Origin of the sequence: Clostridium sp. AM33-3 (assembly GCF_003480315.1) — a bacterium.
In the GTDB taxonomy this organism is placed as follows: Bacteria; Bacillota; Clostridia; order Lachnospirales; family Lachnospiraceae; genus Brotaphodocola.
Window position 1 is genome coordinate 159,079 of record NZ_QUIV01000003.1, and the last position, 21,116, is coordinate 180,194.

The window sequence follows — 21,116 nt, forward strand, 5'->3', positions numbered from 1 at the left end:
GGCGCTAAACTTTTCCAGCTCAGCGCCCCTGCCATAAGCCTTATTCTGCGTAGCTCATTACCTCATCATAAGTAGTTACAGTCCACTTGGACTCAAACTGTGTTTTGTAGTAATCGGTCAGGGCATCGCGGAAAGCATCACGGTCTACATCCACCAGGGTCATGCCACCGTCAAGGCAATCTTTCTTGTACTGTTCACGATTCTCCTCTGCCAGCTGATCGGCATATGCCAGATCTTCCTCTGCACAGCTGTTTAAGATTTCTTTCTGATTGTCGCTCATGGAATCATAGAGGTCTTTGTTGATGTAAAGTCCTACGAACTCATATACATGATCGGTCTCAGCAATGTTCTTCTGAACCTCATAAAGTTTTAAAGTATCCATCTGCTCGTAACCACCCTCGCAAGCCTCTGCAACCTTGGTCTGCAGTGCAGTGTACAGCTCACTCATTGCTACGGTAGTGGAACTTACGCCCAGTGCGCTCCAGGTATCTACATATACGGTCATGCCCGGGAGACGAAGTTTCAGGCCATTTACATCAGCTGGCTCCTTAACCTCCTTGTTGGATGCCAGTTCACGGATATCTCTCTGATGCCAGCCAAGAGTTACAAAGCCATTTTCCTCGTAGCGCTCTTTTAATTTATCACCGATACCGCTGTTTAACAGGGCTTTCTGATGCTCAGGGTTCTTAAGAAGGAACGGCGCGTCCAGGAAGGTGTACTCTGGTGCGTACAGATCAAGGCCTTCCAGACCGGACATGGTCATATCCAGGTCACCACTCGCTACGGAAGAATAGTTGTCAGATGCGCTTCCCAGAGTTCCGTCTGTGAACAGGCTGATCTCAATGGAACCGCCGGACTTGTCAGCTACATCTTGTACGAACTTGTCCAGTGCGATACCAGCTGGGCCATCTGCTGCATATGCGGTTGCCAGGTCGATCTGGAACTTTTTCTCGTCTGCAGCCGGAGCAGCCGCTTTTGCGTCATCCTTGCTCTCTTCTTTCTGATCAGCCTCTGCAGCCGCTGCTGCTGTGGTTGCCGGTGCCTCCTTGCTTCCGCCGCAGCCTGCCAATCCTGCTACTAAACCCATACAGCATACGCTTGCCATTACCTTTCTTAACTTCATAATTCCTCTCCTTTTAATTTGTAAAATATTGTTCGCGTTTTAAATTAGATCTAATTTGCTATCTGGGTTTATTATATACACTCTTGCATCCGTTGTCCATGTTCATTTTCTTTAAAATACCACCCAATATTTTATGCATTTTTAACAATTTTAGGTCTAATTTTTACATTTCGCAGACATTTTATGCGCTTTATAATTAGACCCGATTATTTAAATTTTCGCAAATATTACTACTCCATCAAAATATTCATCTCTTTTTCCCAATAAAAATGCAGAAAGACAGGCAGAAACACCGAGCTCGCATTTCTGCGCGCTCTGCATTTCTGCCCGTCTTTCGAAATTTTAGATCTAGTTTTACTTTGCCAGGTTCACAAACTTGGTAAATTCCGGCTGCCACAGCAGGTTCACGGTTCCAATCGGACCGTTACGCTGTTTGGCTATGATTACCTCCGCGATATTCGGAGTATCAGTATCTTTGTTGTAGTAATCGTCGCGATACAGGAACATGACCACATCAGCATCCTGCTCAATTGCTCCGGACTCTCGCAGATCCGAAAGCATCGGCCGATGGTCGGTTCGCGTCTCGCAGGCACGGCTTAACTGCGACAGAGCAATAACCGGCGCATTGATTTCTCGTGCCAGTGCTTTTAAGGATCGGGAAATCTCGGAAATTTCCTGCTGACGGCTTTCGCTGCTCTTGCCGCCGCTTCCTGTCATCAGCTGCAGGTAGTCAATGATGACCATGCTCAGGCCGTATTCCAGTTTCATCTTCCGACACTTGGAACGCAATTCAGTAATGGAAATACCCGGTGTGTCATCAATGATCATCTTGGAATTACCGATGACGCCGATGCCTTCCACGACCGCATCCCAGTCAGAATCTGTCAGGTTACCGTTACGCAGCTTTTGTGCATCTACATTGGACTCCATGGCCAGCATACGGTTAACTAACTGCTCCTTGGACATCTCCAGGCTGAAGATCATGCATGGAAGTCCCTTTCGGACTGCCACATGATCTACCAGATTTAAGACAAACGCTGTCTTACCCATAGATGGACGCGCCGCAATCAATACCAGATCCGAAGGCTGCATGCCTGATGTCTTGTAATCCAAATCAATAAAGCCAGTCGGGATACCTGTTACCGTTCCCTGGCTCTTGGAAGCCGTCTCAATCTTTTCCAGAACATTCAATGCCACCTGGCGGATCGGCACAAAATCACCGGAATTTCGGTTCTGGAGAAGGTCGAAAATCGTCTTTTCGGTTCCTGCCAGAATCTGTTCCAGCGGCTCCTTACCGGCGTAACAGGTGTTAGCAATCTCCTCATTGACCTTGATGAGCTTTCGCAGCACTGATTTCTCGTACACAATATTCGCATAGGAACGAACATTGGCTGAGGTCGGAACCGTGGTAATAATGTCCCGCACAAACTCCAGACTGCTGACCTCCGGCGGAACATCCTTCTCTTTCAGGCGGTTCTGCAAAGTGATCAGATCTACCGGGGCACCCTCATTAAACAGCTCCACCATACACTCAAACATGACGCCATACTGCTGCTGGTAAAAATCTGCAGCTGTGATGATTTCCGATGCGGCAATGATGGCATCCTTGTCCATCAACATAGAGCCGATTACCGACTGCTCTGCTTCCACACTGTGTGGAAGCACACGCTTCATCAATGCCTCATCCATAAAACCTTACGCCTCCGTTACTTTGACCGTTAATTTTGCAGTCACATCTTTGTGGAGTTTTACCGGAACCTCATGGTTTCCGAAAGTCTTGATCGGCTCCGGAAGAACCAATTTCTTTTTGTCGATGTCCAGTTTTAGCTGATCTGCTGCCGCTGCTGCAATCTCCTTGCTGGATACAGAACCAAATGCCTTGCCGCCCTCTCCGGCTTTCATCTTCAGGGTTACGGTAAGCTTCTCAATCTTCTCTGCCAGCTCTTTTGCTGCTGCCAGCTGCTCTGCTGCTACCTTTTCAGCGTTTGCCTTCTGGAGCTTTAAGTCGTTTAAGTTCTTGGAAGTTGCCTCAACACCCAGCTTTTTCGGCAGGATAAAGTTTCTTGCATATCCGTCATTGACTTTTACAATCTGGCCTTTCTTTCCTAAAGCCTTAACATCCTCTAATAATACAATTTCCATTATGATATATCTCCCTTCTGTAACATCTCATCAATAACCGCTTTCACACGGTCTTTGGCTTCCTCCATACTGATACCGGAAAGCTGTGCTCCGGCAATGGTACGATGTCCGCCGCCGCCTAGCTTCTCCATCATAACCTGTACATTGACTTCATCTATGGAGCGGGCACTTAAATAGATCAGGCCATGATACTCTGTCATGACCACGGAAGCCTTGATACCCTTAATCTCAAGCAGCTCGTTGGCCGCCTGGGCACAGACAATGGTCGGGCTCGGAAGTCCTTCCGACGGACATACCCCGATAGAAAATGCCTCCCTGTAGATCTCCGCAGAGGAGATAGCTGCTGCCCTTGCCTTATAATCCTGCATATCATCCCGGAACAGCTTGCGTACGCGGGTTACATCCGCTCCGTTCCGACGCAAAAATGCTGCAGCCTCAAAGGTACGCACACCTGTCTGATTGGTGAAGTTGTTGGTATCGATCACGATACCGGCATACATGGCATCTGCCTCTGCTGCCTTGATCTTAATACCGTCTGCGATATACTGCAACACCTCCGCTACCATCTCACAGGCGGAAGACGCATACGGCTCTACATAGGAAAGCACTGCATTGCTGATCACCTCGCTGCTCTGACGGTGATGATCCATCACGACAATGGTCTTCACCAGCTTCAAAAGCTCTGGCGCATCGGTGATACTGGGCCGGTTTACATCCACAACTACCAGCATGGTACTGGCATCCACCAGCTCTGCCGCCTGGGCGCCGGTCAGAAACAGATCCTCCGGATAATCCGGATTGTCCAGGAAGCGATTCATCATCGGCTGGACTGATGTGGTGACTTCGTTAATAATCACATGCGCCTTCTTATTCAGCGCAGTCGCGATACGGTAAATACCGATGGCTGAACCAAATGCATCACTGTCACTTAACTTGTGTCCCATGATCAGGATGCGATCCTTGGTCTCCATAAGTTCCCGCATGGCATGAGCCTTGACACGGGCCTTAACACGGGTAGATTTCTCCTGCTGCTGGGACTTTCCGCCGTAATACTGAATGCGGCTCCCGTCCTTCACAACTGCCTGGTCTCCGCCCCGTCCAAGTGCCATATCAATGGCTACACGGGCAGAATCATAATTCTGCGCATAGCTGTCCCCATTCATGCCGATACCAATACTTAAGGTAACCGCCATCTCATTGCCAATGTTAACCGTCTTAACATCTTCCAGGATAGAAAATCGTTCCTCCTGCATCTGCTCCATATATTTCTGTTTCACAGCGAAGAAATACTTGTCCTTCTCGATGCTTTTTAAGATACCATCTACCGCACCGATATATTTATTGATCTTACGATCGATCAAAGCAGTCAGCAGAGAACGGCGCACCTCTTCCACGCTCTCAAGTGCCTCATCATAGTTATCCAGATAGATGATACCGGCTACCATCTTTTCATCTGTGATCTGCTGACGACACCGCAGAATCTCGGTTTCATCAAACAAATACACAGCCAGAAGCTTCTGGCGGCTGATGACCGCCTGAATTTCCTCCTGTTCCGAGCTGCTCACATAGATTGGCTGAAGCTCCATACGGAACCGACGCTCTCCAAACACGGTATGCACCTTGACCGGATCCTCATCGGTTGCCAGATCATCTTTTGTGACTTCCGGGAACATGGTAAGCAAACTCTTCCAGTTTCCTTTTTCCAGGGCGGTGATCGCCTGAAATTCATCGTTGGCCCAGACAATCCTGCCGTCTTCATCTGCCAGTGCGTAAGGCAGGGCCAGTCCTGTAAGCAGCTGCTTCTGAATCCATGCATATTCCGCAGAAAAGTCTACCAGACCGCCCAGGATTCTTTTTTTGCTGTAAAAAAAGATCCACATGGCAACGCCCAGATAACTGATCGTGAAAGGGATCATGACCAGACCGCCAATGCGGCTGACACACCCGGCCGCGATGTTGGCGCAGACCATAAACACGGAAAGAAGCAGGGGCCAGCTCAAATACCCTTTTAGCTGCCCATGGACTTTTATGTTCTCTTTCATACGTTTTCTCCTTATCAGATCCGAACGGATCTGCCGCTGTCGGCCAGCTTTTAGCTGCCGCCTATCTTTGAATTATACCATAGCTGCCCTATTTCGTCTACTGTTCGCATGTTCTGCAAACAGCAGACAGATTTTACCGATGCTCTGACTTCCCCTTTATCTAAATCCGTTTCTGTGATAAAATAAGAGTCCAGATTCACGATTTACCATGTATACAAAGGAGATCTGCCTTATGATAAAAAAAGAAATTGCTGAGATCAAACGCCAGTTTACCCCGGCCAACTGCTCCATCTCCCGCATCTGCGGCTGCTATGTGGACGGCGAAAAGAATAAAAAAGCAGATTTTAAAGAGGCCTTTTTATCCCTCCCGGAAGAGGATATGTTCAAGTATTTTGAACTGCTCCGAAAAAATTTGTCCGGTACACTGGGGAAAAACCTCATTAACCTGGAATTTCCGCTGGCAGCTGAGGAGGAGGGTGGTCCTCATGAGTTTCTATTAAAGCTGCGCAACAGCCGCCTGCAGAATGACACACTTTTAGACGCGTTCTATGACCGTATCATTGAGAATTACGATTATGTGGGCAACTATCTGATCCTGCTGATCCACGATGCCTATGATATCCCGGGAAAGACTTCCGACGGCATTGAGATGGAGGATGCCTCTGATGAGGTTTACAGCTACATTCTCTGCTCTATCTGCCCGGTAGATCTGTCCAAGCCAGGCCTGAGCTACAATGAACTGGAGGGCAGCTTCCAGAACCGCATCCGTGACTGGGTAGTCCAGATGCCGCAGCTCGGTTTCCTTTTCCCGGCCTTCAATGACCGCTCCACCGACCTGCACAGCACTCTGTACTATTCCAAGGACAGCGATGACCTGCACGATGCCTTTATTGAGCAGATGCTCGGCTGCCCGCTTCCGCTTCCGGCTGGTTATCAGAAGGAATCCTTCCAGACCATCATCGAAGAAACCCTCGGTGACGCCTGCGACTACGAAACAGTAAAAACCATCCATGAAAATTTAAGCGAACTGATCGAGGAACATAAGGATGAACCGGAACCACTCGTCCTGGACAAATATCAGGTCCGCAATCTTCTGGAAAACAGTGGGATTAAAGAAGAACAGCTTGCTGCTTTTGATCAGAGCTTCGATGAAACTGCAGGCGAAAAAGCTTCCATCTACGCAAGCAACATTGCAAACACCCGCGCCTTCGAGGTCAAGACCCCGGATGTCATCATCAAGGTTAATCCGGACCGCACTGACTTAATCGAAACCAGAGAAATCGATGGCCGCCAGTGTCTGGTCATTGCCATTGACGGCGGTGTAGAAGTGAACGGAATTGCCGTGACGTCCGGTACGGCCGCCAAAACAAAGGAAGAATAAAACATTCCGTTCAAGCCATAACACAGAATACGCCAAAAGCACTGGCATATGGCCGCGCTTTTGGCGTATTCTGTTACAAATTCTTTTTTTCTGAGCTGCAATGGCTGTAACATTTACTGCAATCGCCGCTGCATGTCATATGTGAAGCTGCCGCATTCTGGCTTTCTGCTGAGTTTGTGTCATGAGATCCGCCGGCTCCTGCGTTCTGTGCATCTTCCCGATCTTTCTTTTTTGAATAAAGAATCAGACCAGCCAGGCAGATCACCCCAACAGCTACTGCCACACATGCTTTTACAAATATTCCCATCAATACTTCCATACATATGCACTTCCTTTTTTGTCTGTTTTATCAGTCGTTTTCATTGTAACACCGGCACATGATAGATTCAACGGTTCCATCCAAATTCCAGAAGGAATGTAAGACAAAAAAAGACCTTACACAGTTCCCTGCATAAAGTCTCTTCTGAATTCTTATTCCGTATCTTGTGGATTACTCCATGGTGTACGGCATCAGAGCAATGTGACGTGCTCTCTTGATAGCAACGGTCAGAGCTCTCTGGTGCTTAGCACAGTTACCGGTAATTCTTCTCGGAAGAATTTTACCTCTCTCAGATACATATCTTTTCAGCTTGTTGGTATCCTTGTAATCGATTACGCCGTTCTTATCGCCGCAGAATACACAAACTTTTTTTCTTCTACGCATGCCGCCTCTTCTTACCTTAGCGCCATCTGCTTTATCAGTCTTATTGAATGCCATTGGTACTGCCTCCTTCTTCAAATGATTCGTGCCGTCTCAGCTAAATGCGATTTAGTTAAACGGCAGTCCTTCGTCTTCCACACCATCCGGGATGTTCATGAAGCCATCGCCAATTGCGCTGGTCGGAGCCGGTCTGGAGGTCGGCTGATAGCCATAACCGCCATTATCACCATTTCCGCCTGCAGAGTTTTTGCTATCCGCAAACTCCTGATCATCTACGATGATGTCTGTGGTATAAACACGCTGACCTTCTTTGTTGGTGTAACTGCCAGTCTGGATACGTCCGGATACCAGTACACGCATCCCCTGACGGAAATATTTCTCTGCAAACTCACCTGCTCTGTCAAATGCCACGATGTTAATAAAATCGGCAGTCTGCTCGTTTCCGTCCTGGTTACGGCGTCCTCTGCGGTCCACCGCAAGAGTGTATCTTGCAACAGCCATGGAACGCTCTCCCTGGGTGTAGCGAACTTCCGGGTCTCTGGTCAATCTTCCCATAAGGATTACTCTATTCATACCATCACTCTTCCTTTTTTAAGCTGGTCGTTATCTATTACTTACTGCTCGTCCTGCTTTACGCAAAGATATCTGACAACCGGCTCCATGATGCGGATGTGTGCTTCCACTTCGTTAGAGCAGTCAGAGTTCTCAGACTCGAACTTGATGAAGTAGTAGAAAGCCTCTTTTGCTTTCTGAATCTCGTAAGCAAGTCTCTTCTTGCCCCAATCATCAACGCCTGTTACAGTGCCACCGAAGCGGGTGATATAACCCTGTACCTTCTCCAGTGCTGCAGCTCTCTCTTCATCTTCGAGTTTTGCGCTCAGAACAACTGCTAATTCGTATTTGTTCATTGCTTTACCTCCTTGTGGTCTCTGGCCCTTGACTTCAGTTTCAAGAGCAAGGATTTTAATGTGTCACGGATAAATATTTTAGCAGACTTACCATATAAAAGCAAGCACTTTTTTGCAGATTCCGTAAGTTTTTTTGTGGTTTCCGCAAGTTTTTTCGCGATTTTCCGGGTACGCCTGCACGCTTTGTCTGTTAACGAGTTTCTCTCTCCACCGCTTTGATGAGCCCACGGGCATTCTTCTCTACCATTTTCCGCTCAGTCATGACCTGATGGCCACATCCCATGCATTTTAAGCGAAAATCTGCGCCCACCCGCAGAATCTCCCATTCATGGCTTCCACAGGGATGCGGTTTTTTCAGCTTTACCACATCACCCACTTCAAATTTCCATTTCTGATCCATATATCGCTCCCATTTTTCTTTCGCTGTTTCCTGCAATTCTTTCCATAAATTTCCTACCGGATCATATGTCCCGGATCTTTCCCAAGAATCGTATCGATCGTTGTAAGTTCTTCCTCATCAAAATCCAGATGTTCCAGGGCCGCCACATTATCCTCCAGCTGGCTGACGCGGCTTGCTCCGATCAGGACACTGGCTACCTCATCTCTGCGCAGCACCCAGGCAAGTGCCATCTGTGCAAGACTCTGGCCACGCTCCTTCGCAAGCTCATTCAGCTTTGCCACTTTGGCAAGCTGGTCCTCATGCATATACCGTTTTCCTACGGTAGTGCCCTGTCTGGACGCCCGGGAATCTGCCGGAATTCCATGCAGATAGCGGTCTGTCAGCGCGCCCTGCGCCAGCGGACTGTAGGCAATACAGCCGGTTCCGTTTTCTGTCAGAACATCAAACAGCCCCTGTTCCGGCCAACGTTCAAACATATTATATCTCGCCTGATGAATCAGACACGGCGTTCCATTTGCTTTTAAAATCTGAATGGCCCGTTCCGCTTCCTCTGCCTGATAATTGGAAATTCCTACATACAATGCCTTACCCTGCCGCACCATATCTGACAATGCGCCCATGGTCTCTTCCAACGGAGTTTCCGGATCCGGACGATGGTGATAGAAAATGTCCACATAATCCAGCTTCATGCGTTTTAAGCTGGCATCCAGACTGGACATCAGATATTTTCTGGATCCCCAGTTACCATATGGGCCCGGCCAGAAATCATATCCGGCCTTGGTCGAAACCAGAAGCTGCTCCCGGTACTGCTTGAAATCTTCTGCAAAAATTTTTCCAAAATTTTCTTCTGCCATTCCAATATTTGGTGCGCCATAGTTGTTTGCCAGATCGAAATGGGTAATTCCCAGATCAAAGGCCCGGAAAATAATCTCCTTCTGTTCAGGGAGCGGCTTTTCTGCTCCAAAATTCTGCCACATGCCAAGCGACACTCGCGGAAGCAGAATCCCACTGTTTCCGCAGCGCTTATAGCTCATCTTGTCATAACGTGATTCCTCTGCCTGATACATCGATTTGTCCTCCCCGTTTTCTATGAATCCAAAAAGCGCCGGAACACTTCACCAATCCGTTCATTAATCACCAGATCTGCCCGGCCATCCATTGGCGTAGCGGTCTTATTGATGAGCACCAGTTTTTTCCCCTTATAATAATCAATGAGTCCTGCTGCCGGGTACACGGTCAGGGACGTTCCGCCGATGATCAGAACATCTGCCTCCTGTATGTAGCGGACCGCCCTCTGCAGCGTGGTCTGATCCAGGCCTTCCTCATAAAGAACTACATCCGGCTTGATGATACCGCCGCACTCACAGCGCGGCACGCCCTCCATCTCCAAAATTGCGGAAAGATCAAAGAATTTTCCACAGCGGGTGCAGTAATTTCTGTGGACAGAACCATGCAGTTCCAGCACCTCCCGGCTTCCCGCTGCCTGATGTAATCCATCAATGTTCTGGGTAATAACCGCACGTACCTTTCTCTGCTGCTCCAGCTTCGCTAAGGCCAGATGTGCCGCATTGGGTTTCGCTTCCGGAAACAGCATCTTATTTTTATAAAACCGGTAAAACTCTTCCGGATTTCTCCGGTAAAAGCTGTGGCTGATGATGGTTTCCGGCGGATAATCATACTGTTGATTGTAAAGACCGTCTACACTGCGAAAATCCGGAATTCCGCTTTCTGTGGAAACTCCCGCACCACCGAAAAATACTACATTATCACTCTTGCGGATCCACTGTTCCAGCAGATCCACACGCTCTTTCATGATCTGATCCATCACTTCCGCTCCTTCCCGCTGCCGCATTATTTTTTGCCACGTCTGCATACACCGTTGCCAGACAGCATTTTTTCGTGCAGCTGGTTTATCATACGTTACACAATCTCATCCAAAAAGATCTGCTTCAGTACATCAATCTGCTCCGCTCCTGCATACCGTTTTACCGCCTCCGGAACCCGGTAACCAAACAACCACTGTGCCAGTTCCCCGATGTGCAGATGCAGCACACGGTCATTCTCCCAGTCTGTCTGAGCCAGGGTTTCCTCCATGTTTTCTATCCGGCTGGTCAGTCTTTCCAGTTGAGAGCCTGCATGATCTAATGTCCAGATAAATTTACCGGTATTCTTAAAAATCAGCGGGTCATCTAATTCCAGACAAATTTTCATCTGTTCCGGCTGAGCCTCTTCCCGCAGCCTGATTACCGGCACAAATGTCTCCGGCGTTATGATCCGGGCCATGATAGCTGGTTTTTTCATTTCAAGTTCTGTGTATCCGTTTTCTGCATACAGGAGACGCTGTTCTTTTTTCTCTCGTCCCCAGACACCCTGTATTCCAACAAGGTGATCCTGATCGTAAAGGAACTCCAGACTTCCCATTTCACTCTTCACTTCCTGAAGCAGACTGTTCACATAAGCTTCATCCCGCCTCGTAAACAGCTCGTAACGCTGCTCCATCCAGTGCTGCATCCAGTCTGCCGCAAGCCTTAACGCCTCAGTTCCTTCTATCACAGCACGTTTCAGCTTCACCTGCTCTTTCAGTTTCCAGACTGGCTGGTCATAAACAAAGGCAAACTGAAATGGTGTGTAAATAGCTTCTGCCGCCGGCATCAGAAAACAGAACGGCAGCTGTCTCTTCCGCATATCTTCCATCATCTGAAGCAGCAGACTGCGCATATAGCCCCGATGGCGCATATCTGCTCTGGTCGCCACTGCAACAATGTAATCTATATCCCATTCTGCATTCCGAACCTGCAGATGATAGGGATTTAAATGAAGCATCGACTGAATCTTATCTGCTTCCTCCCGGACCAGAACCTGATTCTCCTTCATTTTCTCATGGTCATAGTAATCCAGAAAATCTTCAGAATCCTCCGGAAATGCTTCCCGCCACAATTCTTTCGTCAGGCCTTTCTCCCGATTATCCAGATATCTTATCATAGCCGCCTCTCTTTTTTGTAACACACATCGTAACTGTTCAGTACCTTCACAGTCACGAGCAAAAATCCATGAAAATTGCCTGCGGCAATGGGATTTTTGCCTGCCATCCTATGTTTTCTTACGGTCAGCGCAGTAAATGCGCAGACCTACTGAATAGTTACCACACATCCTATTTAAAGTTCTTTTGCTGTACCAGATATTTTCTTGCAAAGCCACAGGGATTATAAGACATCTTGGCATGTCGCAGTCCTTCCTGGCCAAGATCATCTTCCCGGTTTACCAATGTCACATCCGGGAATTCCTGTATCAGGAACTGCTGATTAATAAACTGATACAATCCGCGAATTTCCGGATTTGCCTTCTCAATATGAATCACCGCCATATTTTCCGCTGGATTATAGCTTCCGATCGTAAATGCTTCCAGCTTTCCATCAATATAGACACCGGACATCCGGATATCCAGCTCCAGGCACTGCCTTAAGATCTCATGGATTCCTTCCACCTCATAATCCAGATGTTGCTCTACCTCATCGCCTTTGCCCGCTCTCCAGCGGTCCAGAAAATGCCATACATCATCCCGGTCTGAACAGCAGAGACGACGAAACTCATAACGGCCCTCATACTCTTTTAAAAATGCATTCAGATGATTCTTCTTTTTGTGAAGCTTCTTTCCCGAAAGCTTACGCATTGCCTCGCCATCGTACAGATAATCCTTCAGATCCACCTGCTCGGTCACTACAAAATCATCTGATTCTTTCAGATGAAGATACTCCACAGCCTCCTCATCTGCCAAATAGATTTTTAAGGGAATATGAAGCACCTGATTAAAATATTCCACGGTCATATCAAAATATTTTTTCAGGTCCTCCTCTTTGCAAAGCGGCATGGCACTGTGCATTATGCCACCTTCCCTCATCAGCCATAAGAGTGCCTTATTCTCATGAATGGCATACTGTACATGATAATATTTTCGCCAGATGAAGCTGTCCAGCGGTACGCTGTCACAGGTTTTATTAGGGCGCAGACCAAAATAAGGCGCCAGCAACTTCATATCTTCTGCTTCAACTGGTTTAAATTTCAAATCTGTCATTTCAATTCCTTCCATTTAGACAGAGGCTTCTGCCTTTTTCTCGTTTCCGATTCCGTCATACTTTCTTATTATAGCGTGAGCTGCTCCCGGAATCAATATACCGAATTTTTTCATGGTTCTGTTTTACTGTCTCCATAATCTTTCCTTATATTTCTCAAATCCGTTCCCGAACATTCTGCACGGTCCAGGCCATTATCCCGGACACATGCAACACAGAACCGCAGTAACGGCACTGCTTTGCACCAAGCTTTTCCACCGGGGCGCCGCAGTTCGGGCAGATCACAGAGGTAGCTGCCCCAGACAGGCCGGGATCATACACATAAAGCAATTCCGCCGCACAAACTGTCTGTTTTTTATGAACCTGCGTCATCTTCTGGGGTTCCTGTTTCCTATACACGCCTCCGCACACATGACCGTTTTCTGCCTGTGGCCAGTACTCTGCTGCCGTCTCGCAGAGGATACTGGCTGTACCTCCATACTTCTGATACCGGCTGATCACCGTTCTGTGAATCCAGACCGCGCCTGCAGCCTCCACATTCTGCGCCTCCAGAAAAAGCTGTACCTTTGCTTCCACTGCTGCCTGCTGTTCTTCCCAGTTAAATTCCGGAAAATCCCGCAGAATCTGTGGAAGATAAATACTGGTCATCCCGCTAAGAGATTTTGGTTGATCCTCCTGCTGCAGCTCCCCAGCCTGTGCACTGCGAACCAATTCCCGCAGCAAACATACTTCCGCTGAATTCAGGAACCGGCGTGTCCTCCGCCGTATCTGTGCAACCAATAGCCCCATGAGCAGAACTGCTGTCGCAATCAGGACCACCTTAAATGAATTTTCATTCATAAACACCGCCCCATTTCTTTTTTATTCTGGAAACTTACGGATCATTTTTTCAGCAGCAAACAAACGCAAACACTTTTTAGAATAAGCAAAAACCCCGGAAGCCTTGATTTTTCTAGGTTTCCGAGGTTTTCAGAGAGAGGCGACAACCAGATTTGAACTGGTGATCAGGGTGTTGCAGACCCACGCCTTACCACTTGGCTATGTCGCCATATTTAATTGCTTATCAGATTTCTCTGATAAATGACCCCAACGAGATTCGAACTCGTGTTACCGCCGTGAAAGGGCGATGTCTTAACCGCTTGACCATGGGGCCTCTCATATATTCTATTTACACATATAAAAAACATGTGAGCTCCCCGAGTAGGACTTGAACCTACGACAGCGCGGTTAACAGCCGCGTGCTCTACCGACTGAGCTATCGAGGAATACGCTGCTCGTTGACAGGCAACACAGGTATTATATGATATGGGTGCTTTTTTGTCAAGCAATTTGTTTCAAAATTTTAAAAATTTTTATTTACTTGAGTAACACGTTCATTTTCACTTCAAAAGACACATTTTTTAATTTACCTGGTATAAAAAGAATATACCTTGGCATACTTCCGCACTGAGGCACGGTTTCCTGCGAAATAAGAAAGCACTAGGTTTCTATCCATTCAGGATGAACTCCGGTGCTTTCTTAGTTTGCCACGATTCTGTTCGTTTATTCATTCTGTTTTTGCTTACAGCAAAATCCTCACTCGTATGAAAATCTACTTTTCAAGACTCTTCCAACGGAAGTTCGGAACCACATCACTCCACTTGCTGATTCCAATCAGGGCTTTGTATTTCTCTGTGGTCTCCAGGGTGGATGCCTTGTTGTCGATATTTTTATATACCAGCCAGGAGGGCTTCTGCATGGTTGCTACGATATCATTGGTCTTGCTGGTATCACAATGCCACAGACCAAACGCCTGGGATGCTGCCATCTCAGAAAGCGCATCAACCTGACGGCTCATGATAAATGCATCGATATACGGATTGCTGTCGGCAATATAATATGCATAAGCAATGGCTGCTGCCTGCAGATCTTCTGTCGTGCCACGCGTTGCACTGGTGGATGTAAAGCCCTGTTCAGAAAGGATCACATGGCGTACTTCACCAGAACGGGTACGGAACTGAGCCTGCTGCAGATAATCTGTCAGAACGCTTAAATTCAGCATATTTACAACCGGTGAAGACGCATCATCCTTGATCAGTCCGGTTTCGCGGTCATTCCAGAATTCCGGTTCCGTTAACGGAATCGAGTACGGATGATATGCTAATCCCCAGTCCATGGAACCGCCCGGGATCATCTGGTTATTAAATGCATCCAGCAGATCTTTGGCATTATATGTCAACGAGCCATCCGCTTCGTGCATCCAGTTATAATCCGTTGAGAAGAAGACACGGCTGCTCTGGCTGGTACTGCGGATTGCTGTGTAGAACACGCGGAATGCCCGCTGATATTCATTGATATAGCTTTCCAGACTCATAGGTCCCATATAGTTCCAAAGCTGATTATTAATCTCATTGCCGATGACCCAGTTGGACACTCTCCCATATGGAGAAGATTTGCTTCCGTAACGGTCTGCCAAAAATGCAGCAATCGCACGCAGGGACTCATATCCTTCCTCCGTCGCAACATGAAAACCATAATAGTTTGCAACGGAAGCCGGCTGCTTTGTAACCCCCGGATAATACAACTGCGGCGTGCTGTCGTTCCAGCCATTTAAGATAACCGCAGTAACAGTCATATCTTTTTCCGACATTCTCTTAATGGTGTCATCGTATACGGCAAGCACATCTTTATTAAAATGGTAAGTTTTCCCATCATACTCATAATCAATTCCGCTGCCCAAAATGTGGTTGAACGGAATATTGACGATCACATGGTTTACGCCAAGGGAAAACGCATCCGAAAGCATAGCCGGTGTCGTCTGGATCAGAAGTCCTTTTTTTGTCTGCGCAGTCTTATACGGATCTGTGTATTTTGCAACACTTTCTGGATTTGCCACATAAGCCTCATTACTGACAATGGTATATTCACTTCCATCATAGACAGCTACAACAAAACTGGAATACAGTCTGTCTTCCTGCGTTCCATGATTCAGCGGAAGCTGAAACGATAATTCATCTCCCTTTGTGATCCATGCAGCGTAATCCGTTCGGCCTTTTAAATCCCTCTGATACGGTTTCATTTCAAAAAGATACAGATAATTATCATAGTATGCCGGATCCGACCAGCTTCCTTCCATCTGACCTTTGATGCTTACCTGATTGCCACCTGTCACTTCGCAGCTTGTTATATGGGCAAATTCTGTCGGTGCAGGCTTTGCCGCCTGACTTTCTGCCTGAGTTTCCACCGTAGCTGCATCCGCAGTCTCTGCCATTGCTGTTACGCTGCCGGCCCCGGCAAATACAGCCGCCATACAGCATAACGAGATACAATACTTCCATATTATTTTCAAATCTTCTGCCTCCAATCTCTGTCAATCCATGTCATAAACAGCAAAATATTTCGACTTGCCATTTTCACTCCATTATCATAGCACGGAATCCATTTGGTTCAAGTAGGTTTTCCCTTACATTGATTTAAGATTTTCTTGCAGAATTCTATGGAAGAAAGTAATGATTTATGATTCTACGGCAACTGCACAATGCATTTTCTCCACATCAAAACCGATAAAATGACTGCAATATAGTCCGTCAGTGCCTGCCCGTAAATGACGCCGGTTAAACCACCAAGCGCATTTAGCAGAAATAAAAGCGGGATCAGAAGTACCCCCTGACGAAGCACCGATAAAATAGTCGCCCAAAACGCTTTTCCTACAGACTGCATACAGTTCATATTCATGAACAGGATTCCGATGACAGGCCCAGAAAGCATGTATGCAATCAGCATTCTGACACCATACATGATGACTTCCTCATCCTGGATAAACAAGCCGATGATCTGTCTGCGGAATACAAAGAACAGAAGTGTCGCCAGAATTCCAATCACGATACAGCATTTTTTTGTGTATGCCGCAATGTCCTGAAAACGTTTTTTATCGCCGGATCCAAAATTATAACCAAGCAGGGGCTGCACTCCGTTTGCAAGTCCCATCTGCAGAAATGTGATAAACATATTTGCCTTGAATACGATTCCGATTGCCGCTACCGGTGCATTTCCATATGCGACTAAAATCTGATTTAATACAATTGTGGAAACGCTCATTAAAGTTGAAAAAATAGCTGTTGGGAGACCGCAGGAACAAATGCCGCTGAAAATACCGTACCGACATGTGAAATTACGGATCCCAATAGAAAAATTATTACTTTTTTTCACGAAATACCAGAGATAATACAGGCTCGCCAGTATGTTTCCCAAAGTAGTAGCAACTGCTGCACCAGCTGCACCGAGATGAAATCCACTGATCAGAACCGGATCCAGAACAATATTGGCAATGGTACCGATCATGCTGCCGATCATCGCCTCTTTGCTGGCACCCTCAGAACGCACTACAAAGCTGGCTGCTGCAGACCAGATGATAAACGGTGCTCCATAAGAAATATGAAAAACATATCCGCGTGCCAGCGCATAAGTTTCTTCATTGGCACCAAAAATACTCAGGATTGGCTGCATAAATCCCACTAACACAAGTGCGAAGAGAATCCCAACGGCCAATGACGCATACGTGATAAATGTAGAAACCTGTTTCATACGCTTCTGATTCTGCTCTCCAAGTGCCATAGATGCCACAGCACTGCCGCCCATGCCAAACATATTTGCAAACGCCATAAATAAAATAAAGATGGGATTCGTAAGACTGACTGCAGCAACCTGAAGCGGATCTCCCGTCTGTCCAACGAAAAAGGTATCCGCCATATTATAAACAACCGTAACTAGGCTGCTGATCACACTTGGGATCGCCATTGTCGCAACTGCCTTAGAAACCTTCATCCGGGCCATTAATTCATTTTCCGCATTCTCATTTGCATTCATTTTTCATTCGTCCTTTCTGCCTCCAGATTTTGAAGCATTTTTCCTGCAATACACAGAAATTCCTGCTTTTCCTGTTCCGTGATTCCCTGTAATAACAAATGCTCCGTCTCCTCGACCTCCTGCCGAATCCGGTCTTTCATGCTTCTCGCTTTTTCGGTAAATACGATTTTTTTATATCGTCCGTCCCATTCATCCGATACCCGCTGGATCAATTTTTTCTGCTCCAATGCATTCAGCATTTCCGTTACCGTAGATGGTCGCAGACCAAATTCCCGCTCCAGATCTTTTTGATATACGGAATGTGCCTCTGACTCAACCAGAACATAGTTCAGGATTTTCCCCTGCGCACTTCCGATGCCCAGCTGCGTATGTACTTCCTGCGAGCGGTTCCGAAGCCGATTCGAAATACAGTTGATCATTTTTCCTGTTTCCATAAATCCATGTCACACCTTTCTGCCTTTGTTTCTGACTCCGCCTTTGCAGACTTTTGTTTGTCCGTAGTTTCTTTTCGTCGATACGTTATTGCTTCACCAATTGTTGCGTTTCCGCTTCTGATAGTTGTAATAGCCTTCGTAATAGTTCGGTTCCTAAGTATATTAAGAGAAGAAATAATAAAAGTCAACGATACTTCAAATATTGAAACTTTCCTTCGTTTTTTCGCATAAACTGCTTTCTTTTTCGCCGACTGCCTAAGAAACAAAACTGAGGAATTTTCGCCGATTGTTCTTCATAACAAAAAAAGACTGGAATCTCTTCCAGCCTCTCATCTATGTACCCTCAAAACCACATATTGAATTTCATCCGTTTTCTTTTACCTAAACCGTCTTGGTTAAGCCCTCGACCTATTAGTGACAGTCAGCTGCACATGTTACCATGCTTCCACCTCTGCCCTATCTACCTCGTCGTCTTCAAGGGGTCTTACTACTTGCGTATGGGATATCTCATCTTGAGGGGGGCTTCACGCTTAGATGCCTTCAGCGTTTATCCCGTCCCGACTTGGCTACTCGGCCATGGGTTTGATACCCAACCGATGCACCAGAGGTCAGTCCATCCCGGTCCTCTCGTACTAAGGACAGCTCCTCTCAAATATCCTACGCCCACGCCGGATAGGGACCGAACTGTCTCACGACGTTCTGAACCCAGCTCGCGTACCGCTTTAATGGGCGAACAGCCCAACCCTTGGGACCTACTTCAGCCCCAGGATGCGATGAGCCGACATCGAGGTGCCAAACCACTCCGTCGATGTGAACTCTTGGGAGTGATAAGCCTGTTATCCCCAGGGTAGCTTTTATCCGTTGAGCGATGGCAATCCCACTTTATACCACCGGATCACTAAGTCCTAGTTTCCTACCTGCTCGACCCGTCGGTCTCGCAGTCAAGCTCCCTTATGCCTTTGCACTCTGCAAATGGTTTCCAACCATTCTGAGGGAACCTTTGAGCGCCTCCGATACCCTTTCGGAGGCGACCGCCCCAGTCAAACTCCCCACCTGACATTGTCCCCCAGCCGGGTCACGGCTGCAGGTTAGAAACCCAGTCACACAAGGGTGGTATCCCAACAGCGGCTCCGTGAAGACTGGCGTCCTCACTTCTTAGCCTCCCACCTATCCTGTACATGTATAACCGAATCCCAGTATCAAGCTGGAGTAAAGCTCCATGGGGTCTTTCCGTCCTGGCGCAGGTAACCAGCATCTTCACTGGTATTTCAATTTCACCGGGTGCATTGTCGAGACAGCGCTCAAATCATTACGCCTTTCGTGCGGGTCGGAACTTACCCGACAAGGAATTTCGCTACCTTAGGACCGTTATAGTTACGGCCGCCGTTTACTGGGGCTTAAATTCAAAGCTTCGATTGCTCTAACCTCTCCTCTTAACCTTCCAGCACCGGGCAGGCGTCAGCCCATATACCTCACCTTTCGGTTTTGCATAGACCTGTGTTTTTGCTAAACAGTTGCTTGAGCCTATTCTCTGCGGCCTGCTTGCGCAGGCACCCTTTATCCCGAAGTTACAGGGTCATTTTGCCGAGTTCCTTAACAATGCTTCTCCCGCCGGCCTTAGGATTCTCTCCTCATCCACCTGTGTCGGTTTACGGTACGGGCACATATCACACAATAGCGGCTTTTCTTGACAGTTCGAATCTCCAGCTTCCCTACTTTTGTTCGGTCCGCATCACGTCTTCGGATTGTTAAGCGGATTTGCCGGCTTAACTCCTACCTCGCTTGCCCCGGTCTTTTCATTCCCGGGTCTGGTTATCGCCCTGTGTCCCCACAGTTCTGATGATATGTGGTACAGGAATTTCAACCTGTTGTCCATCGACTACGTCTTTCGACCTTGCCTTAGGTCCCGACTTACCCAGAGCAGATCAGCTTTACTCTGGAAACCTTAGATATTCGGCCTGGAGGATTCCCACCTCCATCTCGCTACTCATTCCGGCATTCTCTCTTCTTAACACTCCACAGCTCCTTATCGGTACTGCTTCGCCGCAGTTAAGAATGCTCCTCTACCACTTGCCATAGGCAAGTCCACAGCTTCGGTGTCGTGTTTCAGCCCCGGACATTTTCGGCGCAGGACCTCTCGACTAGTGAGCTATTACGCACTCTTTGAATGTGTGGCTGCTTCTGAGCCAACATCCTAGTTGTCTTCGAAATCCCACATCCTTTTCCACTTAACACGCACTTTGGGACCTTAGCTGGTGGTCTGGGCTCTTTCCCTTTTGACGACCCAACTTATCTCGTGCCGTCTGACTCCCGTGCATCATCTCTCTGGCATTCGGAGTTTGATATCTCTTGGTAAGCTTTGACGCCCCCTTAAGAATTCAGTGCTCTACCTCCAGGAGACTAACACGAGGCTAGCCCTAAAGCTATTTCGAGGAGAACCAGCTATCTCCGGGTTCGATTGGAATTTCTCCCCTATCCACACCTCATCACCACCCTTTTCAACGGATGTGTGTTCGGTCCTCCACCGCCTTTTACGGCAGCTTCAACCTGGACATGGATAGATCACCCGGTTTCGGGTCTACCCATACTGACTGTGGCCCTATTAAGACTTGGTTTCCCTTCGGCTCCGCACCTTGAGTGCTTAACCTTGCCAGTACAGGTAACTCGCCGGACCGTTCTACAAAAAGTACGCGGTTGCACATATAAAGTGCTTCCACAGCTTGTAAACACAGGGTTTCAGGTTCTCTTTCACTCCCCTCCCGGGGTCCTTTTCACCTTTCCTTCACAGTACTATGCGCTATCGGTCACTAAGGAGTATTTAGCCTTGGGGGGTGGTCCCCCCGACTTCCCACAAGGTTTCTCGTGTCTCGTGGTACTTTGGATCCCGCTCGCTGTCTATTGTTTTCGTGTACGGGGCTTTCACCCTCTGTGGCCGGACTTCCCAGACCGTTCCACTAACAAATCGACTCACTTGTTGCGGTCCATAACCCCGGAACGCACGCGCTCCGGTTTAGGCTCTTTCCATTTCGCTCGCCGCTACTTTGGAAATCGAGTTTTCTTTCTTTTCCTCG

At 47.5% G+C, this 21,116-nt stretch carries 18 protein-coding genes, 3 tRNA genes and 1 rRNA gene (1 of these 22 running past the window's edge); 1 reads left to right on the forward strand and 21 read right to left on the reverse strand.

The features are described from left to right. Positions 1 to 40: 40 nt before the first annotated feature. The 4 genes from DW819_RS03100 to DW819_RS03115 all read right to left on the reverse strand — a co-directional run bounded on the left by DW819_RS03100 (position 41) and on the right by DW819_RS03115 (position 5,307). On the reverse strand, positions 41 to 1,123 hold the full coding sequence (locus DW819_RS03100) for a TRAP transporter substrate-binding protein (protein ID WP_243025528.1): 1,083 nt from the start codon (positions 1,121 to 1,123) through the stop codon (positions 41 to 43). Positions 1,124 to 1,477: 354 nt separating this feature from the next. Next, positions 1,478 to 2,812: a replicative DNA helicase gene (gene dnaB / locus DW819_RS03105; RefSeq protein WP_118732019.1), complete on the reverse strand. Its 1,335-nt coding sequence runs from the start codon at positions 2,810 to 2,812 to the stop codon at positions 1,478 to 1,480. Between the two features lie 6 nt (positions 2,813 to 2,818). Continuing rightward, entirely contained in the window at positions 2,819 to 3,265 is a 447-nt protein-coding gene (gene rplI / locus DW819_RS03110; protein WP_118732020.1) for a 50S ribosomal protein L9, read from the reverse strand. Further along, positions 3,265 to 5,307, reverse strand: a complete 2,043-nt coding sequence (locus tag DW819_RS03115; protein ID WP_118732021.1) for a DHH family phosphoesterase — start codon at positions 5,305 to 5,307, stop codon at positions 3,265 to 3,267. Before DW819_RS03115 ends, rplI begins: the two co-directional genes overlap by 1 nt. Before the next feature lie 232 nt (positions 5,308 to 5,539). Between DW819_RS03115 and DW819_RS03120 the strand changes: the two genes are divergently transcribed. Continuing rightward, on the forward strand, positions 5,540 to 6,688 hold the full coding sequence (locus DW819_RS03120) for a DUF4317 domain-containing protein (RefSeq protein ID WP_118732022.1): 1,149 nt from the start codon (positions 5,540 to 5,542) through the stop codon (positions 6,686 to 6,688). A gap of 73 nt (positions 6,689 to 6,761) precedes the next feature. Here the strand turns inward: DW819_RS03120 and DW819_RS03125 are convergent, their stop codons facing one another. The 17 genes from DW819_RS03125 to DW819_RS03205 form a co-directional block, all read right to left on the reverse strand. Next, positions 6,762 to 7,007, reverse strand: coding sequence for a hypothetical protein (locus DW819_RS03125; RefSeq protein WP_118732023.1), 246 nt, complete (start codon positions 7,005 to 7,007; stop codon positions 6,762 to 6,764). A 171-nt stretch (positions 7,008 to 7,178) separates the two neighbouring features. Then, positions 7,179 to 7,445, reverse strand: coding sequence for a 30S ribosomal protein S18 (gene rpsR / locus DW819_RS03130; protein WP_118534146.1), 267 nt, complete (start codon positions 7,443 to 7,445; stop codon positions 7,179 to 7,181). Positions 7,446 to 7,496: 51 nt separating this feature from the next. After that, positions 7,497 to 7,961, reverse strand: a complete 465-nt coding sequence (locus DW819_RS03135) for a single-stranded DNA-binding protein (RefSeq protein WP_118534145.1) — start codon at positions 7,959 to 7,961, stop codon at positions 7,497 to 7,499. Positions 7,962 to 8,002: 41 nt separating this feature from the next. Further along, positions 8,003 to 8,296, reverse strand: a complete 294-nt coding sequence (rpsF, locus tag DW819_RS03140) for a 30S ribosomal protein S6 (RefSeq protein ID WP_118534144.1) — start codon at positions 8,294 to 8,296, stop codon at positions 8,003 to 8,005. Between the two features lie 190 nt (positions 8,297 to 8,486). Continuing rightward, complete coding sequence (locus tag DW819_RS03145) at positions 8,487 to 8,696, reverse strand: DUF951 domain-containing protein (RefSeq protein WP_118732037.1); 210 nt, start codon at positions 8,694 to 8,696, stop codon at positions 8,487 to 8,489. Positions 8,697 to 8,749: 53 nt separating this feature from the next. Beyond that, positions 8,750 to 9,763, reverse strand: a complete 1,014-nt coding sequence (locus DW819_RS03150; RefSeq protein WP_118732024.1) for an aldo/keto reductase — start codon at positions 9,761 to 9,763, stop codon at positions 8,750 to 8,752. Positions 9,764 to 9,783: 20 nt separating this feature from the next. Then, positions 9,784 to 10,521 carry an NAD-dependent protein deacylase gene (locus DW819_RS03155; protein ID WP_118732025.1) on the reverse strand — a complete coding sequence of 246 codons (738 nt, stop codon included), beginning with the start codon at positions 10,519 to 10,521 and terminating at the stop codon, positions 9,784 to 9,786. Between the two features lie 95 nt (positions 10,522 to 10,616). Continuing rightward, a complete protein-coding gene (locus tag DW819_RS03160) occupies positions 10,617 to 11,678 on the reverse strand; it encodes a GNAT family N-acetyltransferase (protein WP_118732026.1) in 1,062 nt (353 codons plus the stop codon). A 169-nt stretch (positions 11,679 to 11,847) separates the two neighbouring features. Further along, positions 11,848 to 12,768: a phosphatidylglycerol lysyltransferase domain-containing protein gene (locus DW819_RS03165; protein ID WP_118732038.1), complete on the reverse strand. Its 921-nt coding sequence runs from the start codon at positions 12,766 to 12,768 to the stop codon at positions 11,848 to 11,850. A gap of 154 nt (positions 12,769 to 12,922) precedes the next feature. Beyond that, positions 12,923 to 13,606 carry a zinc ribbon domain-containing protein gene (locus DW819_RS03170; protein WP_118732027.1) on the reverse strand — a complete coding sequence of 228 codons (684 nt, stop codon included), beginning with the start codon at positions 13,604 to 13,606 and terminating at the stop codon, positions 12,923 to 12,925. 137 nt (positions 13,607 to 13,743) lie between these two features. After that, a tRNA-Cys gene (locus tag DW819_RS03175) sits at positions 13,744 to 13,814 on the reverse strand. 33 nt (positions 13,815 to 13,847) lie between these two features. Then, positions 13,848 to 13,919: transfer RNA gene (locus tag DW819_RS03180), tRNA-Glu, on the reverse strand. A 39-nt stretch (positions 13,920 to 13,958) separates the two neighbouring features. Beyond that, positions 13,959 to 14,031, reverse strand: a tRNA-Asn gene (locus DW819_RS03185). 326 nt (positions 14,032 to 14,357) lie between these two features. Further along, a complete protein-coding gene (locus DW819_RS03190; RefSeq protein ID WP_243025529.1) occupies positions 14,358 to 16,094 on the reverse strand; it encodes a DUF5722 domain-containing protein in 1,737 nt (578 codons plus the stop codon). A gap of 173 nt (positions 16,095 to 16,267) precedes the next feature. Continuing rightward, positions 16,268 to 17,611, reverse strand: a complete 1,344-nt coding sequence (locus tag DW819_RS03195; RefSeq protein WP_118732029.1) for an MATE family efflux transporter — start codon at positions 17,609 to 17,611, stop codon at positions 16,268 to 16,270. After that, positions 17,608 to 18,045 carry a MarR family transcriptional regulator gene (locus DW819_RS03200; RefSeq protein WP_118732030.1) on the reverse strand — a complete coding sequence of 146 codons (438 nt, stop codon included), beginning with the start codon at positions 18,043 to 18,045 and terminating at the stop codon, positions 17,608 to 17,610. The genes DW819_RS03195 and DW819_RS03200 overlap by 4 nt, the downstream gene beginning before the upstream one ends. Positions 18,046 to 18,436: 391 nt before the next feature. After that, positions 18,437 to 21,116, reverse strand: a 23S ribosomal RNA gene (locus DW819_RS03205); it runs 307 nt beyond the window's last position.

Excerpts from the sequence above, each read along its gene's own strand:
- DW819_RS03100 (WP_243025528.1), bottom strand. The coding sequence starts at position 1,123 with ATGAAGTTAAGAAAGGTAATGGCAAGCGTATGCTGTATGGGTTTAGTA.
- dnaB (WP_118732019.1), bottom strand. The coding sequence starts at position 2,812 with ATGGATGAGGCATTGATGAAGCGTGTGCTTCCACACAGTGTGGAAGCA.
- rplI (WP_118732020.1), bottom strand. The coding sequence starts at position 3,265 with ATGGAAATTGTATTATTAGAGGATGTTAAGGCTTTAGGAAAGAAAGGC.
- DW819_RS03115 (WP_118732021.1), bottom strand. The coding sequence starts at position 5,307 with ATGAAAGAGAACATAAAAGTCCATGGGCAGCTAAAAGGGTATTTGAGC.
- DW819_RS03120 (WP_118732022.1), top strand. The coding sequence starts at position 5,540 with ATGATAAAAAAAGAAATTGCTGAGATCAAACGCCAGTTTACCCCGGCC.
- DW819_RS03125 (WP_118732023.1), bottom strand. The coding sequence starts at position 7,007 with ATGGAAGTATTGATGGGAATATTTGTAAAAGCATGTGTGGCAGTAGCT.
- rpsR (WP_118534146.1), bottom strand. The coding sequence starts at position 7,445 with ATGGCATTCAATAAGACTGATAAAGCAGATGGCGCTAAGGTAAGAAGA.
- DW819_RS03135 (WP_118534145.1), bottom strand. The coding sequence starts at position 7,961 with ATGAATAGAGTAATCCTTATGGGAAGATTGACCAGAGACCCGGAAGTT.
- rpsF (WP_118534144.1), bottom strand. The coding sequence starts at position 8,296 with ATGAACAAATACGAATTAGCAGTTGTTCTGAGCGCAAAACTCGAAGAT.
- DW819_RS03145 (WP_118732037.1), bottom strand. The coding sequence starts at position 8,696 with ATGGATCAGAAATGGAAATTTGAAGTGGGTGATGTGGTAAAGCTGAAA.
- DW819_RS03150 (WP_118732024.1), bottom strand. The coding sequence starts at position 9,763 with ATGTATCAGGCAGAGGAATCACGTTATGACAAGATGAGCTATAAGCGC.
- DW819_RS03155 (WP_118732025.1), bottom strand. The coding sequence starts at position 10,521 with ATGGATCAGATCATGAAAGAGCGTGTGGATCTGCTGGAACAGTGGATC.
- DW819_RS03160 (WP_118732026.1), bottom strand. The coding sequence starts at position 11,678 with ATGATAAGATATCTGGATAATCGGGAGAAAGGCCTGACGAAAGAATTG.
- DW819_RS03165 (WP_118732038.1), bottom strand. The coding sequence starts at position 12,768 with ATGACAGATTTGAAATTTAAACCAGTTGAAGCAGAAGATATGAAGTTG.
- DW819_RS03170 (WP_118732027.1), bottom strand. The coding sequence starts at position 13,606 with ATGAATGAAAATTCATTTAAGGTGGTCCTGATTGCGACAGCAGTTCTG.
- DW819_RS03195 (WP_118732029.1), bottom strand. The coding sequence starts at position 17,611 with ATGAATGCAAATGAGAATGCGGAAAATGAATTAATGGCCCGGATGAAG.
- DW819_RS03200 (WP_118732030.1), bottom strand. The coding sequence starts at position 18,045 with ATGGAAACAGGAAAAATGATCAACTGTATTTCGAATCGGCTTCGGAAC.